Genomic DNA, 15,847 nt, shown 5'->3' on the forward strand with positions numbered 1-15,847 from the left:
GCGCCGACGTGGACCTGGTCACCTTCACGGGGGGCGTGGCCATCGGCAAGTACATCGCGGGCAAGGCGGTGTACAAGCGCCAGATCCTGGAGCTGGGGGGCAATGACCCGATCATCGTGATGGAGGACGCGGACGTCGAGGAGGCGGCCACGCTGGCGGCCAGCGGCTCGTACAAGAACTCGGGCCAGCGCTGCACGGCGATCAAGCGCATGCTGGTGCACGAGGCGGTGGCGGACCGGTTCGTGGAGCTGCTGCTGGCCAAGACGCGGGCGCTGAAGTACGGCGACCCGATGGACCCGGCCACGGACATGGGCACGGTGATCGACGAGGCGGCTGCGATCCAGTTCGAGGCGGTGGTCAACGAGGCGATCAAGGCGGGTGCGAAGCTGCTGTACGGCAATGAGCGCAGCGGTGCGCTGTATTCGCCCACGGTGCTCGACCATGTGGACCCCGGGATGACGGTGGCCAGGCACGAGACCTTCGGGCCGGTGTCGCCGGTGATCCGCTTCAGGACGATCGAAGACGCGATCCGCATCTCCAACGGCACGGCCTACGGGCTGTCGTCGGCGGTGTGCACCAACCGCATGGACTACATCACGCGCTTCATCCGAGAGTTGAACGTGGGCAGTGTCAATGTGCGCGAGGTACCGGGCTACCGCCTGGAGCTCACGCCCTTCGGCGGCATCAAGGACTCGGGCCTCGGATACAAGGAAGGCGTGCTCGAGGCCATGAAGAGCTTTACCAACACCAAGACCTACTCGTTGCCCTGGTGAGCTCGAGGCCTGCTCCCGGATACACCGGGAGCCAGGCCCTGGCCGCCCACCGCATCGCACTCTCCATCGTCTTGCGTCCCTTGCCAGGGACGCCGAAGTCGCGCGCGTGGATGCGCCTCGATCTGACGAAAAAGCCGACAGGACTATCGAAATACCCATGGGCTTTCGTCGCTGGCACGTCACCCCGCTCTTCTGTAATTCGACCACTCCCCCCACCAGAGGCAGCCGAAAAAAATGTCAGTCGAGCACTTCATTCCCCAAGCCATTCCCCCAGGCGCCGCCATGCGGGCGCGCAAGGCACCAGACCCGACCGGCACGCGGCAGCGCGCTGCAGGATGGACGCGCACCTTCGCGCTCACGACCGCGCTCGTTGCCGCACTGAGCGGCTGCGGCGGCGGCAGCGGTTCAGGCGGCGCGGCGCTTGCATTGCCGGCCCCGTCATCACCCGCCCCCACGTCGCCCGAAGCACCATCGACGCCGCTCGCCAACCGCACGCTGGTCATCGACCTCGACGGCGCCACCTACGCCGCAGTGCAAAGCGGCATCGCCGGCGGCACGCTGCCGAACCTCGCCAAGCTCGAAGTGAGGCTGGCCTACAGCGGCGGCATGGCCGGCACGCCCAGCCAGCAACCCACGCTGGACACGCCCGGCTGGGCGACGCTGCTCACCGGCACCTGGGCCAGCCGCCACCAGGTGATGTCGGAAGCACCGAAGCAGGCGGTGCGCGGCGCCACCGTGTTCCAGTTGACCAAGGGCAGGAACACGGGGCCAAACGGCGCGGTCGTCGCTTCGTCGGGGCTGGCCCAGTTGCTGTCTTCCGACCACGACAGCGGCTACCTCGACTCGCTCACCGATTGCTCCGGCAATGCGACCGCCACCGACTGCGTGACCACGCAAGCCACGCAACTGATCGGCGGCGACTACGCCACGGTGCTCGCGCAGTACCACGCAATGAAGGATGCCACACTCGACTTCGGACTCGGCTCCACGCAGTACGCAGGCACGCTGGCCAAGCTCGACAAGGCGGTCGGCACACTCGTCGACGCCACGTCGAAGCGCCCGAACACCCGGTGGCTCGTCGTCGTGACCGGCAACCACGGGCTCAGCGCCAACAGCCAGGACGACGGCCTGCCGCTGGTGCCCGAGTCGAGCACCTTCATCGGCCTGAACCAGCCCGCGAACATGGGAACGCAAGGCGTCGGCGCAGCGCTACCGCAGAAGCTGATCGACCTGTATGCGAACGCCAGCATCGCCGACGTTGCGCCGACCGTGCTCGGCTATCTGGGCGCACTGCCGGACGCGAAGACCTACGCGCTGGACGGCAGCCCGCTGACCGGAGCGCAGGCCGTGTCGCAGCTGACTGCATCGGTGGCCGACAACAACTCCTCCAGCGCGAGCGTGGTACTGAACTGGACGGCTCCGGCCAAGGGTGCGATCACGGTCATGCGCGACGGACAGGTAATCGCTTCGAACCTGCCGGCGGGCACCGCCACATACACCGACAACCAGCTCTCGCAAGTGCTGAGCGCCAAGGGCACGTACCAGCTCAGCTACACGGTGCAGGCCGGCGACGGCGCGGACGCCGCGTCGAGAGCCGTGCTCTCACCACTCGTGTCCTACGTTCCGCCGGTTCCGCTGGCGCCGACGCTGAAGAACGGACTGGTCTCCTACTACCCGTTCAGCGCCACGCTGCCGCCGGTCGATGCGATGGCGCACAGCACGATGGGGCCCGCCGCGAGCGACCTTCCGCCCGCAGCCGGCCTCGTGGTACCGGGTCCGTTCGCGGGCACCAACGGCCTGCTGGTGGACACGAACTTCGTCAACACCAACGGCGTCGAGGGTTACCGTCTCACGCCGGCCGATGGCTTCGACATCTCCAAGGGCACGGCACCGCAATTCACCATCGGGCTCTGGTTCAAGACGCCATCGTGCGTTGCCACCAACAACGTGACCATCGTCTCCAACAAGAGCTATGTGAGCGGCGGCAACGCCGGCGTTGCCATCGGCCTGTTCGCCAGCTCGGGCAACCAGTGCGGCGTGGCATTCAACATCGGCTCCGGCGGGGGCGTGCGTGCGGACGGGCCGACCAGCCCCTACACGCAGATCACCGTCAACCGCTGGGTGTACATCGCCTTCTCGGTCGACGGCGTGGCCAAGACCATGAACATGTACGTGTTCGATCCGGTGACGAGCACCACCAACCGCGTGGCCGTGGGCAAGTCGACGGGGTCGGTCGATCTCTCCAAGCTCTCGCCGTTTCCGCAGTGGGGCATCGGCGACGACGGCACCGGCACCTTCCTGATGAACAAGTGCAACGGCACCGTCACGCCGCCGTACTACGCCGGCAAGTGCGCAACCGCGCCCACGTACCAGCACCACTTCGGCGACCTGGCGATGTGGAACCGCGTGCTGACCGATGCCGAGCTGCAATCGATCTTCCTGTCGAACAAGCCGTTGTCGACGCTGCAGGTCAACTGAGGAGGCACCCATCATGAAATCCAGCTTCTGCCTCTTCCTTGCAGCAGGTATCGCGTGCCTGTTCATCGCCGGGTGCGGTGGCGGCGGCAACAGCGGCGGGGCCAGCCTGCAGTTGCCCATCGCTGCTGCGGCAACCGGCGACGGCGCGGCGCCTGCCGAGATTCCGATCGTGGCGGCGCCATGCGCAAGCTGCGCAGCCGCCGGCACCGACCTGCCGCCAACGCTCCCGAACTCGAAGCTCAACTGCGCGCCCTGAAGGCACGTCGATTGCAACAACCATGACTCCATTCAACCGCCGCTCCTTCCTTCGCGCCGCCGCGGCCGGCGCCGCGCTCGGCCCGTTTCCGCCCGCCATCCAGCGCGCGCTTGCCATCCCGGCGAACAACGCGACGGGCACCATCAACGACGTGGAGCACGTCATCATCCTGATGCAGGAGAACCGCTCCTTCGACCACTACTACGGCACCATGCCCGGCGTGCGCGGCTTCAGCGACCGCTTCACCATCCCGATGGCGTCGGGCAACCCCGTGTGGCTGCAGCAGGGCACCGCCGACGCAGTGCAGCCGTTCTATCTCGATGCGACCAGGGGCAACGCGCTGCGCGTCGGCGGCGCGCACGACTGGGGCGACCAGCAGTCTGCGTGGGACGGCGGGCGCATGGCGGCATGGCCGAAGGCCAAGAACACCAAGATCTCGATGGGCTACCTGCAGCAGTCCGACCTGCCGTTCCATTGGGCGCTGGCCAATGCCTTCACCATCTGCGACGCGTATCACACGTCGATCCACACGGGCACCTTCACCAACCGCATGTTCCTGTGGAGCGGCACGAACGGTGCGAACGTGGCCGGCCAGGCCTGCGTGACCAACGCCAACTGGGGCGGCCTGGGGCCCTCCACCGATGGCCTGACCTGGACCACCTACCCCGAGCGGCTGCAGGCTGCCGGCGTGCGCTGGAAGGTCTACAACAGGCCGGGCAACAACAGCAACAACAACCAGCTGGTGGCGTTCGCTTCCTATCGCGCCGTCGACGAGCAGCTGCGGTCGCAAGGCTCGCCGAATGTGGCGTACTCGCCTGCGATCGAAGCGCAGTCGCCGCTGTACAAGGGCTTCGGCAACACCATGCCCGACGGCGGCTACCTGCAGGCGGTGGCCGACGACATCGCCGCGGGCACGCTGCCGCAGGTGAGCTGGATCGTCGCGCCGGGGCCCTACAGCGAGCACCCGAGCATGTCGGTCCCGCAGCAGGGCGCGTGGTACATCCAGACGCTGCTCGACATGCTCACCGCCAATCCAGAGGTGTGGAGCAAGACCGTGCTCATCATCAACTTCGACGAGAACGACTGCTTCTTCGACCACATGCCACCGCCGGCCCCGCCGTGGCGCAACGCGGACGGCACCTATGCCGGCAAGTCGACGGCGGACATCACCAACGAGTACTACACGATGCCGCCGCCGCCCGGCGACTCGAGCAAGCGCACGCCCGACGGCAAGCCCTTCGGCGCCGGCGTGCGGCTGCCGATGCTGGTGATTTCTCCGTGGAGCATCGGCGGCTGGGTCAACTCGCAGGTGTTCGACCACACCTCGACGCTGCGCTTCCTGGAGCAGCGCTTCGGCGTGCGCGAGACCAACATCAGCCCGTGGCGCCGCACGGTGTTCGGCGACCTGATGTCGTGCTTCGACTTCCGCAACCCGAACGCGGCCAAGCCCGCGCTGGTGACGGCGCCGACCAAGGCGCAGGCCGATGCCACGCTGTCGCAGCAGGTGGCCGCGCCCGGCGTGCCGGTGCCCGCGGCGGGTTCGGTGCCGCTGCCTTCGCAGGCGCTCGCCCTGCGGCCTTCGCGTGCGCTTCCGTATCACCTGCACACCAGCGCCAACGTCGACCTGCCCAACGGCCAGGTGTGGCTCACGTTCAGCAACACGGGCACGCAAGGCGCCGTGTTCCATGTGTACGACGAGCTGAACCTGTCGCGCTACCCCAGGCGCTTCACCGTGGAGCCCGGCAAGATGATTTCCGACGCCTGGGCGGCGGTGGCCGACAACGCGGGCAAATACAGCCTGTGGGTGCTCGGGCCCAACGGCTATCACCGGCGCTTCAAGGGCGACCTCGGCGCGCTGGCGAGCGGGCCGAACCCGGAAGTTCGCGTGTGCTACGACAGCAGCGGCAACTCGGTGTACCTGACAATCATGAACATGGGCAACGCCCCAGCGACCGTGACGGTCGGCGCCAACGCGTACCGCACAGACGGCCCCTGGACCTACACCGTGGCGCCCGGCATGCAGGTGGAGCCGTCATGGTCGCTCGCAGGAACCAACAGCTGGTACGACTTCACGCTGACCATGGGCACCAGCTTCGAACGGCGCTTCGCGGGGCGGCTGGAGACCGGCAAGGACGGCGTGAGCGATCCGGCCATGGGGGTCGCGGCCACGTAGCCCGGTGGCTTACATGCGGCCATCATGATCGCCCGGCATCATGGCGCCCTTTCAGACGACCCAGTGGCCCGGGAGACCCTGCAGTGACGCTCAACCAGATTCGCGCATTCATCGCCGTCGCGCAAGAGGGCGGCTTCACGGCCGCCGCGCGCACGCTGGGCATGAGCCACAGCACACTCAATTCGCAGATCCAGATGATGGAGCGCGAATACGGCGCCGAGCTGTTCCACCGCCGCGGCCGGCGCGTGGAACTATCGGCGCTGGGGCTGGAGATGCTGCCCCTGGCCCGACGCATGATCGCGCTCGAAGGCGACATGAGTTCGCTGCTGGACGACAGCGGCAAGCTGCGGCACGGATCGCTGAAGGTCGGCGCGGTCGGGCCCTTTCATGTCACCGAGATGATCGAGGCGTACCACGCGGTCCACCCTCGCATCAAGATCTCCATCACGCTGGGCAATTCCGAAGTGATCCTCGACGCGCTCGACAAATACGTGAGCGACGTGGGCGTGCTGGCAAGCCGGTTTCCCGACGAGCGCTACTACACGCAGCTCTACGCGCAGTACCCGGTGATCGTGTTCGTGCACGTCGATCATCCGTTCGCCAAGCGCAAGTCGATCGCGCTGAAGGAGTTGTCGGGACAACCGCTGCTGATGCGCGAACCCGCCTCCACGACCCGCAAGGCGCTGGAGGACGCGTTGATCGCGCAGGGCGTGACCGTGCAGGTCGCGATGGAAATCGGAAGCCGCGAGGCGCTGCGCGAAGCCGTGGCCAGGGGGCTTGGCATCGGCACCGTCTCGCAGTCCGAATACGTGCCCGATCCGCGCCTGAGGCCGGTGCGCATCGAAGGCGATGTCGTCTCCACGCACATTCACGTGTGCTGCCTGCGCGAGCGTCGGGAGAGTCGGCTGATCTCGTCGTTCTTCGATGCGATCGACGCCCGCCTGCAGGCTCGCGGAGGATCGATGCCGTCGCTTGCCTCCTCAGCGCTCAGGTAACCGCAGGCTGCAGCCCCTTGCGCAGCTTCAGCGCCACGTCGAAGAAAGATGCGAGCACGCGGCTCTCGCGCCTGATCTGGAGGCAATAGAGGTAGGTGTGCGTCACGGCGGGGTCGCCCTCTATGCGAACGGTGCGCAGGCGCTCGTCCGGAATGAACTCCGCCTCCGAGACGGCACCGATGCCGATGCCGCGCGCGGCCGCTTCACGGATGGCCTCGCGGCTTCCGATTTCCATGGCGAGCTTCGGACGGACGCCCGCGCGCTGGAAAGCCTCGTCGAGCGCGCGCCGCGTGCTCGAGCCGCTTTCGCGCTGGAGCATCGGCTGTCCGTGCAACTCGTCCAGCCGGATCTGGCCGCGGCTCGCGAAGGGGTGGTCGCGATGCACGAACAGGATGAGTGCGTGCCGCGCATACGGCGTGGCACTGAAGCCGGGCGCTTCGTGGAAGCGCGCCAGCACGCCGATGTCGACGGCGTATTCCTCCAGGTCCTTGAACACCGAGGACGAATTGCCCATGCGGATAGAGACGTCGAGGCGCGGGTAGCGCTTGCGGTAGGCATCGACCATCTCGATGACGTGGAAGGGGCCAACCGCCCCGAGCTTGAGTTCGCCGGACTGGAGGTCGCCGCTGTCGTGAAGGAGGTTGTACGAGTCCTGCTCCAGCGAAGCGATCTGCCGCGCGATGGGTAGAAGGCGCTCGCCCACGCTGGTGAGTTCGATGCGGTGACCCTGGCGATGGAAGAGGACGACGTTGTGCTGGCGCTCAAGGGCCTGGACCTGGGTGGTGAGCGTCGGCTGGCTCAGGCCCACGGCACGCGCGGCACCGCTGAAGCTGCCGTGCTGGGCCACGGCGAGAAAAGCACGGAGTCTGGCTGCTGACATCCATAGATTGTCTCAATAGATGCGTGACAAATACGTGATCGATTTGATATTTCGTTGTCACATGGTGTTCTTAGTCTTGCGCTAATTCCCAACCTTCACCCCACCGAGCACCACCCATGAGCCCCCTCTTTCGCCTGCGCCGAAGCCTGATCGCCCTCGCCCTGTCCACCGTCGCCGCCATGCCGGCGCTGGCCGCGCCACCGCTCACCATCGGCCTGATTCCGGCCGAGGACTCGCAGGCCATGATCGAGAGCAGCCGCCAGGTGCTCGACAGCCTGCAGCAGCAACTGGGCATGCCGGTCAAACCCTTCGTTGCCACCGACTACAACGGCGTCATCGAAGCCCTGCGCTCCAAGAAGCTCGACGTGGCCTACCTCGGCCCGTTCTCGTACGTGCTTGCCAACCAGATCGCCGACGTGGAAGCCTTCGCGGTGGCCGTCACGAAGAAGACTGGCCAGAGCTCCTACAAGAGCGTGATCATTGCGCGCAAGGAAAGCGGTCTCGCCAAGACCGCCGACCTGAAGGGCCGCACCTTCGCCTTCGTCGACCCGACCTCCGCGTCCGGCCACCTGTTCCCCAAGGCGGGCCTGCTGCAGGCCGGCTACGACCCCGAGACCTTCTTCAGCCGCGTCATCTTCTCGGGCTCGCACGACGCCAGCATCCTCGCCGTGGCCAACAAGAAGGTCGATGCCGCAGCCGTGGCGGACCGCATCCTCGCGAGCGCCATCGCCAAGGGCCAGGTGAAAGCGGACGAGTTCGAGATCGTCTGGTCGTCGAACCCGATTCCCGAATCGCCGATGGTGTGGCGCAAAGATCTCGATCCGGCGCTGAAGGCAAAGATCGCGAAGGCCCTGGCCAACGTCAAGGACCTGCCGTGGGGCGACCAGGGCGTGCTCAACGGCTTCCAGCCCACGAACGACGCGGCCTACAACGTCGTGCGCGACACCGCCAAGGTGCTCAAGCTCGATCTGCGGAGCATGAAGTGATCCGCATCCGGCGGCTCACCAAGCAGTACGGCGACAACGCCGTGCTGCGCGGCGTCGACCTGGACGCGGCTGCGGGAGAGTTCGTGGTGGTGCTCGGCGAGTCGGGTGCCGGCAAATCGACCCTGCTGCGATGCGTGAACCGCCTGGCCGTGGCGGACGGCGGCGAACTGAAGGTCGACGGCATGGATGCCGTGCAGTGCGCGGACACGCGCGCGCTGCGCCAGCGTGTCGCAATGATCTTCCAGCACCACAACGTGGTGCCGCGGCTGAGCGCGTTGAAGAACGTGCTGACCGGCCGCCTGGGTGCAGTGTCGACGCTCGCTTCGGTGATGCACTTCTTCAGCCGCGAAGACATCGCGCTGGCGCACGAGTGCCTGGGCCGCGTGGGCCTTGCGCACAAGGCGCATGAACGCACCGATTCGCTGTCGGGCGGCCAGATGCAGCGCGTGGGCATCGCCCGTGCGCTTGCGCAGCGACCGAGGCTGATCCTCGCGGACGAACCGGTTGCCAGTCTCGACCCGCAGACCTCGCGCAAGGTGCTGCAGTACCTGCACGATGCCTCGCGCGACCTGGGGATCACCGTGCTGTGCAACCTGCATCAGGTCGACTACGCGCGCGAGTTTGCCGACCGCATCGTCGGGCTCGCGCAAGGCCGCGTCGTGTTCGATGGCGTGCCGCAGGCCATGGGGCAGGACGACATCGATCGCATCTACAACATGCCGCAACCGGCCGTCGACCGGAAGGACGCAGCCAGCACCCCGACTGCACTGGTCATGCCCTCGATGGCCGGCACGCAAGGATGAACATGACGAACATGAAGACCGCATCGACCAGATACGCCTGGACCGGCCCGCTCCCCGAAGGGCGCCGCGGCTGGTTCAACCTGCTCATCGGACTCTGCATCGTGGCCTGGGCGCTGCAATGGAGCTCCGCCGGAGCCCAGCTCAGCTGGACGGAACTCGCAGCGGGCCTGCCGCAGATCCTGGACTTTCTCGGCCGCACCCTGCCGCCCGACCTGAACATCCTCAGCCGCCTCGTCGCACCCGCGCTCGAGACCGTGCAGATCGCGGTGTGGGGAACGCTGCTGGCCGTGCTGCCCGCCATTCCCCTTTCGTTCCTGGCCGCGCGCAACCTGCAGAGCAACCGGTGGATCTACCAGAGCACGCGGCAGGCATTGAACGTGGTGCGCAGCATCAACGAGCTCATCCTGGCACTGGTGTTCGTCTCGGCCGTGGGCCTGGGGCCGTTTCCCGGTGTGCTGGCGCTGGCGCTCCATGGCGCGGGCATGCTGGGCAAGTTCTTCGCGGATGCCATCGAGGAAATCGACCAGGGCCCGCTCGAAGCCTTGCGAGCGACCGGCGCGCGGCCGTTGCAGGTCATCGTGTTCGGTGTGCTGCCGCAAGTCGTCACTGCGTGGATCGCCGTGGTGCTCTATCGCTTCGAGGTGAACCTGCGCTCGGCGACGGTGCTGGGCATGGTCGGCGCCGGCGGGCTCGGCTTCGAACTGGTGAGCAGCCTCAAGCTCTTTCGCTATCCGGAGACAGCCACCTGCATCATCGTCATCACCGTGATGGTGATTGTTGCGGACACGCTTTCCAGTCAACTGCGCCACCGCATCCAGCGCAGCGGACGGCACTGATCGCGCGTAGTCAGTGCCAGCCTGGCCAGCTGACCAGGACCTGACCAGCTTCTGCTGCGCTCTGTCAGTCACCGCCATGTCACGCACGCGCTGAAAGCTCCACCCCTTTCCCTCGTCCGTGACTCTCATGCAGCCTACTTCTCCGCTTCGCCGCGCCCTGGCCCTCGTGCCGGTTTCTTGTCTCAGTCTCTCGGCGCTCCTGCTGGTTGCATGCGGAGGGGGAGACAGCGGTTCTTCTTTCGTCTTGCCTCCGGCCGCCGGGGCTTCCACAACGCCGGGCAGCACAACGACCACCAGCACCAGCGGGGTCGTGGTCGGCAGCTACTTCGTCAACGCCAAGGTCTGCCTGGACCTCAACTCCAACGGCCGCTGCGATGCGGGCGAACCGTCCACCCGATCGGACAAGCAGGGCGGCTTCACGCTTGCCGGCTCGGGCGCGGGCATCGTGGCCGAGATCGGCACCGATGCCACCGAGCTCGATCCGTCCATCCCCTCATCCAAGCCGGTGACTTCAGCGCTCGTGCTGCGTGCGCCGAAGGAAGCACCGGGCGTTGTCGACTTCGAATCGACCGCGGTGGTCGCGGAGATGGAAGCCAACGGGCTCGACTTCAAGACCGCTGCGGGCAAGGTGGCAATCTCTGTCGGCGTGGTCGTGTCGAAGCTGCTCGGCGACATCAACACCGAGAGCGACCCTGTTGCCAAGGCCGCGCTCAAGGCCGCTTCCGACGAAGGCCTGCAGCGCATCCGCGATGCGCTCGCATCGGCCGCGAACACTGACGACGTCAAGGCGGTGGTAACGGCCGCCGCCCTGACCGACCGCTACTACCAGACCAAGGCGCCGTACCGCCCGCAGCAGGATGTCAGCACCTACGAGGCGGCGCCCGCGGGCTTCTCGCCGGTCTACACCGAGGTGGTTGCGCGCCACGGCTCGCGCGGGCTCTCGGGCCTCAAGTACGACCTTGCGGTCTACAACATGTGGAAGAAGGCACAGGACGACGGCGCCCTCACGCCGCTGGGCGAGAAGCTCGGGCCCGACGTGCTGAAGATCATGAAGGCCAACTTCCTGCTCGGCTATGGCGTGGCCGGCATCAGCACGCCCGGCTACGGCAACGAGACGCAGGTTGGCATCAACGAGCACACGCAGCTTGCGGCAAGGCTGGTCCAGCGCCTGCCGGCCTACTGGAAGCAGATCGGCGACAACGCCGGCTCCGCCCCACGCCAGATCGTGACGGTGACCTCCGGCGTCGATCGCGCAGTCGACAGCGGCAACTTCTTCGTGCAGTCGCTCAAGGCGGTGCAGCCTGCGCTGGCGCCGCTGCTGACCTATCCGCCGGCACCGGCGCCCTACCCCGACAACGGCACGGCCGTGAGCCAGCCGGTGGGCACCAACCGCTTTCTGCTGTACTTTCACAAGCTGGTGAAGGCGACCGACCTGGTAACGAACACCACCGACCCGCTCTACACGACCTACCAGGCCAGCCTGGCCTACCAGAACTACAAGAGCAACGATGCCGACCTGCTCGCCAAGCAGAGTGGGCTCACTGTCACGCCCGAGGCCGCGGCTGCCGGCCGCTTGCTGCTGGAGCGCCTGTTCGCCAGGAGCTTCGTCGACAAGATCGCCAACGGCACCTACAGCTTTTCCAACAGCGGCAGCTTCAGCTACACGAGCGACGACGGCAAGTTCGCGCCCAGCCTGAGCGGCGACGGCAAGACATCGATCAAGTCGCCCGGCGACGCAGGCGCGCTGCTGTACGAGCTGTATGTGATCGCACCCGCGATGCGCAGCGAGGCCGGCGTCGATTTCACGGCCTACATGCCCGCAGCGCAGGCGAAGTTCTTCGCCGCGCTCAACGACGGCTCCGATTTCTACGACAAGGGCCCCGGCATGACGGAGAAGGGCGACATCACTTCGCGCATGTCGCAGATCCTGGTCGACGACATGTTCAACGAGGTCGATGCAATCGCCAGGGGAGACCGCTCGCACGCGGCCAAGCTGCGCTTCACGCACGCGGAAATCATGATGCCCTTCGCGGTGCGCATGGGCCTGAAGGGCGAGGAGCAGAGCGTGCCCAAGGCCTCCAGCTTCAGCTACGACAGCAACACATGGCGCGGCGATTACGTCTCGCCGATGGCGGCCAACATGCAGTGGGACGTGTTCGCCGACGGCGGCGGAAAACTGCTCGTGCGCATGCTCTACAACGAGAAGGAAACCGACTTCAAGGCGGCCTGCGATGGCGCCAAGGCTGCGGGCACGGCGCACTACTACGACTACACGGGCCTGAAGGCCTGCTACGGGCACGTGGCCCAGTAGCCCAGTAGGCCCAGTAACCCCGCATCTATTTCCTGGTCTTCCTGGCAGGCGTCTTCACGCCCTGGCGCAGCGAGCGTTGCCTCAGCGTCGCGCCCGAGCCCCGCGGTGGGCGCGCCGGGGCCACGTCGTGCTGGCTCGCCCGCAAGGTGAAATCGCAAGTCTTCACGGCCAGCTCGACGATGCGCGCCAGCGCGGGGCTGGAGTTGTCGCGCCGGTAGACCGCGCTGTAGACCAGCGGCGGCGGCATGGGGTCGCTCTTCACCACACGCAGCAGGCCGCTCTTGATGTCCGGGCGCACATAGTCGAGCGCCTGCTGGCTGATGCCGAAGCCGCTGATCGTCAGTTCGCGCAGAACAGTCGTGCTGTTCGTCAGCATGACCTTGCCGAAGCGGAAGCCGTGCTCCGCGCGCCAGGCTTCGTAGAACCTGTTCTTCGAGGCGCCTGCAGGCTGCTCGATCACGGGGTAGTCGGCAAACTCGTGCGGCTTCAATGCCCGCGCGGGAATGTCGAGCCGCGGGCTCGCGATCCAGGCCTGGTCGACCTGCCCCACCTTGATAGATTCGAAGGCCTGGCCCCAGAAGATGCCGGGCATGATGGTCAGATCGAGCTTGTTGGCTTCGAGGCGCTCGAAGAGCGTGAGCCCCGCATCCACCACCGGCTCCAGCGTTACCTGGGGGTGCAGCTTCTGCAGCAGCTGGATCAGGCGCGTGAGCCAGGTCATCGCAATCAGCTCCGTCACGCCCACACGGAAGGTGCCGCGCAGCGTCTTGTCGAGGCTGATGTCGTGCTCGATGCGCTGCCAGAGCCGTTGCGCTTCTTCCGCGAGCGGCAGCAGCTCCCGGCCAGCCTGGGCCAGCTCCAGGCCGTGGGAGGTGCGATGAAGCAAGGGGCCGCCGAGCGACTCCTCTAGTTCCGCCAGGCGCTTGGAGATGGCCGACTGCGTGGTGTGCAGCTTCACCGCCGCGGCGCTGAAGCTCTGGAGCTTGGCGCTGAAGAGGAAGGCCTCCAGCTGCTTGAAAGTGAAGTTCATGCCAGCGGAATGTACGCCCATGGCTCTGCAGGAAAAAAAGGAATACCGCGCTCCTCCGATTTCTCGTTTGTCCTGCGGCAGCCGGACTTTGATACTGCGTGCATGCTTCACATCGCACCACGCCTGAATCGAATCAAACCATCCCCCAGTTCCATGGCCGGCCAGAGGGCGCGCGAGCTGCGCGCGATGGGCCGGGACATCCTCGGCCTGACCGCGGGCGAGCCCGACTTCGAGACACCCGGGCACATCAAGGAAGCGGCAATCCGAGCAATGACCGACGGCCAGACCCGCTACACGGACGTGGGCGGCACGCCGGTGCTGAAGGAGGCCATTGCCGGCAAGTTCCTGAACGAGAACGGGCTGGCCTACACGCCGGGCGAGATCATCGTGGGCACCGGCGCCAAGCAGGTGATCTTCAACGCGCTCATGTGCACGGTCGCGGCGGGTGACGAGGTGATCGTGCCGGCGCCCTACTGGGTGTCTTACCCGGACATCGCCCTGCTGGCCGGCGGCGCTCCGGTCTTCGTCGACTGCCCGGCGGCATCGGGCTTCAAGCTGCAGCCTGCCGACCTAGAACGCGCCATCACCGGCAAGACGCGCTGGCTGATGCTGAACTCGCCGAACAACCCGAGCGGGGCGACCTACACGCGTGCCGAGCTCCAGGCACTGGCCGAGGTGCTGCGGCGCCACCCCCACGTCTGGGTGCTGACCGACGATATCTACGAGCACCTGATCTATGGCGACATCGAGTTCGCCACCATGGCCCAGGTGGCGCCCGACCTCAAGGACCGCACGCTGACAGTGAACGGCGTTTCCAAGGCCTACGCGATGACGGGCTGGCGCATTGGCTACGGCGCCGGGCCTTCGGCGCTGATCAAGGCGATGGTCAAGCTCCAGTCGCAGAGCACCTCCGGGCCGAACTCGATCGCACAGGCTGCGGCAGTCGCCGCGCTCACGGGGCCGCAGGACACCATTGCCTCGAACCGGCGCGAATACGAGAAGCGGCGCGACATGGTGGTTGCCTCGCTCAATGCCATCGACGGCATCCATTGCGCAGCGCCCGACGGTGCGTTCTACATCTTCGCGTCATGCAGCGCGCTGTTCGGGCTTCGCACACGCACGGGCGCCGCAATCGAGAGCAGCGACGACTGGGTGATGCACCTGCTCGATTCGCAGGACCTGGCGGCGCTGCAAGGCAGTGCCTACGGCGTGCCGACACATTTCCGCATTTCGTTTGCCGCCAGCACGGAGCAGCTGCTGGAAGGTTGCCGCCGCATTGCGCAGGCGCGCGACGAACTCTCGGGCCAAGCCATCAACCAGGAACTGCAATGAAACTCCAACCTCTTCTGAAGCTGCTGCCGGCCCTTGCCGCGGGCACCGTCTGGCTTGGCGCCACCCATGCGTGGGCTGCAGATGCCTTTCCGTCGAAACCGGTGAAGATCCTCGTCGGCTTTTCGCCCGGCGGTTCCAACGACGTCGTGGCGCGCCTGATCGCGCCGAAGCTGGCGGAAGGGCTCGGGCAGCAGGTGCTGGTCGAAAACCGTCCCGGCGCCGGTGGCAACATCGCGGCATCGGCCATGCTCGGCGCGCCCGCGGACGGGCACACGCTGCTGATGTGCACCACGGGAACGCTGTCGATCCAGCCGTACATCCTGAAGAGCATGCCCTTCGATCCAGAGAAGGACATCGCACCGGTCACGCAAGTCGTCAACGCGCCCTACATGCTGCTGGTCAATTCGACCCTGCCGGTGAAGAGCGTCAAGGAGCTCGTTGCATACGCCAAGCAGAAGCCCGGCGAGATCAACTTCGCTTCTTCGGGCACGGGCACCGGCGGGCATCTTGCGGGCGAGATGCTGAAGAGCCGCGCGGGCATCGACATCGTTCACGTGGCCTACAAAGGCACTGGCCAGGCCATGACGGACCTCATTGCAGGCCAGGTCTCGATGATCTTCGACCAGCCCGTCAGCTCGATGCAGTACGCACGCGCCGGCAAGCTCCGCGCGCTGGCTGTGGCCAGCCCGCGCCGGCTGGCGGCCTTTCCGGACATTCCGACCGTGACGGAGGCCGGCGTTCCCGACTTCGACCCCGTGACCTGGGCAGGCATCTGCGCAGCGAAGAACACGCCGCCGGCCGTCGTCGACCGCATACAGCGCGAAGTTGCCAAGGTGCTGGCGATGCCCGAGATCTCCAAGCGGCTCGCTGCCGACGGCCTGGAGCCCGTAGGGAGCACCCCCGAGCAGTTCCGCGCCTTCCTGGCTGCCGACAAGCGCAAGTGGGGCCGCGTGGTGAAGGACGCCGACGTCAAGGCCGAGTAAGAAAGAGAACG

The 15,847-nt window shown here is 66.6% G+C and carries 13 protein-coding genes; 11 read left to right on the plus strand and 2 right to left on the minus strand.

Annotation, left to right across the window (positions count from 1 at the left end):
• The 5 genes from ACZYSP_RS08370 to ACZYSP_RS08390 all read left to right on the plus strand — a co-directional run.
• Positions 1 to 773 (plus strand): aldehyde dehydrogenase family protein (locus ACZYSP_RS08370; RefSeq protein WP_489013715.1); only part of this gene is annotated, 773 nt, incomplete at its 5' end.
• A 234-nt stretch (positions 774 to 1,007) separates the two neighbouring features.
• The gene (locus tag ACZYSP_RS08375) at positions 1,008 to 3,251 is read left to right on the plus strand and encodes a hypothetical protein (RefSeq protein WP_489013717.1); all 2,244 of its coding nucleotides are present in this window, start codon (positions 1,008 to 1,010) and stop codon (positions 3,249 to 3,251) included.
• Positions 3,252 to 3,264: 13 nt separating this feature from the next.
• Positions 3,265 to 3,507 (plus strand): hypothetical protein, encoded by a 243-nt coding sequence (locus tag ACZYSP_RS08380; RefSeq protein ID WP_440533815.1) that lies wholly within the window; start codon positions 3,265 to 3,267, stop codon positions 3,505 to 3,507.
• A 22-nt stretch (positions 3,508 to 3,529) separates the two neighbouring features.
• Positions 3,530 to 5,680, plus strand: coding sequence for a phosphocholine-specific phospholipase C (locus tag ACZYSP_RS08385; protein WP_489013719.1), 2,151 nt, complete (start codon positions 3,530 to 3,532; stop codon positions 5,678 to 5,680).
• 83 nt (positions 5,681 to 5,763) lie between these two features.
• Positions 5,764 to 6,675 (plus strand): LysR substrate-binding domain-containing protein, encoded by a 912-nt coding sequence (locus ACZYSP_RS08390; RefSeq protein WP_489013721.1) that lies wholly within the window; start codon positions 5,764 to 5,766, stop codon positions 6,673 to 6,675.
• On the opposite strand, the gene ACZYSP_RS08395 is transcribed toward ACZYSP_RS08390, so the two are convergent.
• Positions 6,668 to 7,555, minus strand: coding sequence for a LysR substrate-binding domain-containing protein (locus ACZYSP_RS08395; protein ID WP_489013723.1), 888 nt, complete (start codon positions 7,553 to 7,555; stop codon positions 6,668 to 6,670). The two genes, ACZYSP_RS08390 and ACZYSP_RS08395, sit on opposite strands and share 8 nt — an antisense overlap.
• A gap of 116 nt (positions 7,556 to 7,671) precedes the next feature.
• Between ACZYSP_RS08395 and phnD the strand changes: the two genes are divergently transcribed.
• The 4 genes from phnD to ACZYSP_RS08415 all read left to right on the plus strand — a co-directional run bounded on the left by phnD (position 7,672) and on the right by ACZYSP_RS08415 (position 12,491).
• Positions 7,672 to 8,541, plus strand: a complete 870-nt coding sequence (phnD, locus tag ACZYSP_RS08400; protein WP_426392005.1) for a phosphonate ABC transporter substrate-binding protein — start codon at positions 7,672 to 7,674, stop codon at positions 8,539 to 8,541.
• Complete coding sequence (gene phnC / locus ACZYSP_RS08405; protein ID WP_093082749.1) at positions 8,538 to 9,344, plus strand: phosphonate ABC transporter ATP-binding protein; 807 nt, start codon at positions 8,538 to 8,540, stop codon at positions 9,342 to 9,344. Before phnD ends, phnC begins: the two co-directional genes overlap by 4 nt.
• Positions 9,341 to 10,180: a phosphonate ABC transporter, permease protein PhnE gene (phnE, locus tag ACZYSP_RS08410; protein WP_218132211.1), complete on the plus strand. Its 840-nt coding sequence runs from the start codon at positions 9,341 to 9,343 to the stop codon at positions 10,178 to 10,180. Before phnC ends, phnE begins: the two co-directional genes overlap by 4 nt.
• Positions 10,181 to 10,424: 244 nt before the next feature.
• The gene (locus ACZYSP_RS08415) at positions 10,425 to 12,491 is read left to right on the plus strand and encodes a histidine phosphatase family protein (RefSeq protein WP_489013726.1); all 2,067 of its coding nucleotides are present in this window, start codon (positions 10,425 to 10,427) and stop codon (positions 12,489 to 12,491) included.
• Positions 12,492 to 12,516: 25 nt separating this feature from the next.
• Here ACZYSP_RS08415 and ACZYSP_RS08420 read toward each other — a convergent pair whose 3' ends face one another.
• Positions 12,517 to 13,521 (minus strand): LysR family transcriptional regulator, encoded by a 1,005-nt coding sequence (locus tag ACZYSP_RS08420; protein WP_093050221.1) that lies wholly within the window; start codon positions 13,519 to 13,521, stop codon positions 12,517 to 12,519.
• Between the two features lie 102 nt (positions 13,522 to 13,623).
• Between ACZYSP_RS08420 and ACZYSP_RS08425 the strand changes: the two genes are divergently transcribed.
• Positions 13,624 to 14,853, plus strand: coding sequence for a pyridoxal phosphate-dependent aminotransferase (locus ACZYSP_RS08425; RefSeq protein WP_489013729.1), 1,230 nt, complete (start codon positions 13,624 to 13,626; stop codon positions 14,851 to 14,853).
• Positions 14,850 to 15,836 (plus strand): Bug family tripartite tricarboxylate transporter substrate binding protein, encoded by a 987-nt coding sequence (locus tag ACZYSP_RS08430; RefSeq protein ID WP_489013731.1) that lies wholly within the window; start codon positions 14,850 to 14,852, stop codon positions 15,834 to 15,836. Before ACZYSP_RS08425 ends, ACZYSP_RS08430 begins: the two co-directional genes overlap by 4 nt.
• Positions 15,837 to 15,847: the final 11 nt, after the last annotated feature.

It is taken from the genome of Variovorax sp. F042 (assembly GCF_057814215.1).

Excerpts from the sequence above, each read along its gene's own strand:
- ACZYSP_RS08420 (WP_093050221.1), bottom strand. The coding sequence starts at position 13,521 with ATGAACTTCACTTTCAAGCAGCTGGAGGCCTTCCTCTTCAGCGCCAAG.
- ACZYSP_RS08380 (WP_440533815.1), top strand. The coding sequence starts at position 3,265 with ATGAAATCCAGCTTCTGCCTCTTCCTTGCAGCAGGTATCGCGTGCCTG.
- ACZYSP_RS08375 (WP_489013717.1), top strand. The coding sequence starts at position 1,008 with ATGTCAGTCGAGCACTTCATTCCCCAAGCCATTCCCCCAGGCGCCGCC.
- ACZYSP_RS08425 (WP_489013729.1), top strand. The coding sequence starts at position 13,624 with ATGCTTCACATCGCACCACGCCTGAATCGAATCAAACCATCCCCCAGT.
- ACZYSP_RS08385 (WP_489013719.1), top strand. The coding sequence starts at position 3,530 with ATGACTCCATTCAACCGCCGCTCCTTCCTTCGCGCCGCCGCGGCCGGC.
- ACZYSP_RS08395 (WP_489013723.1), bottom strand. The coding sequence starts at position 7,555 with ATGTCAGCAGCCAGACTCCGTGCTTTTCTCGCCGTGGCCCAGCACGGC.
- ACZYSP_RS08430 (WP_489013731.1), top strand. The coding sequence starts at position 14,850 with ATGAAACTCCAACCTCTTCTGAAGCTGCTGCCGGCCCTTGCCGCGGGC.
- phnE (WP_218132211.1), top strand. The coding sequence starts at position 9,341 with ATGAACATGACGAACATGAAGACCGCATCGACCAGATACGCCTGGACC.
- phnD (WP_426392005.1), top strand. The coding sequence starts at position 7,672 with ATGAGCCCCCTCTTTCGCCTGCGCCGAAGCCTGATCGCCCTCGCCCTG.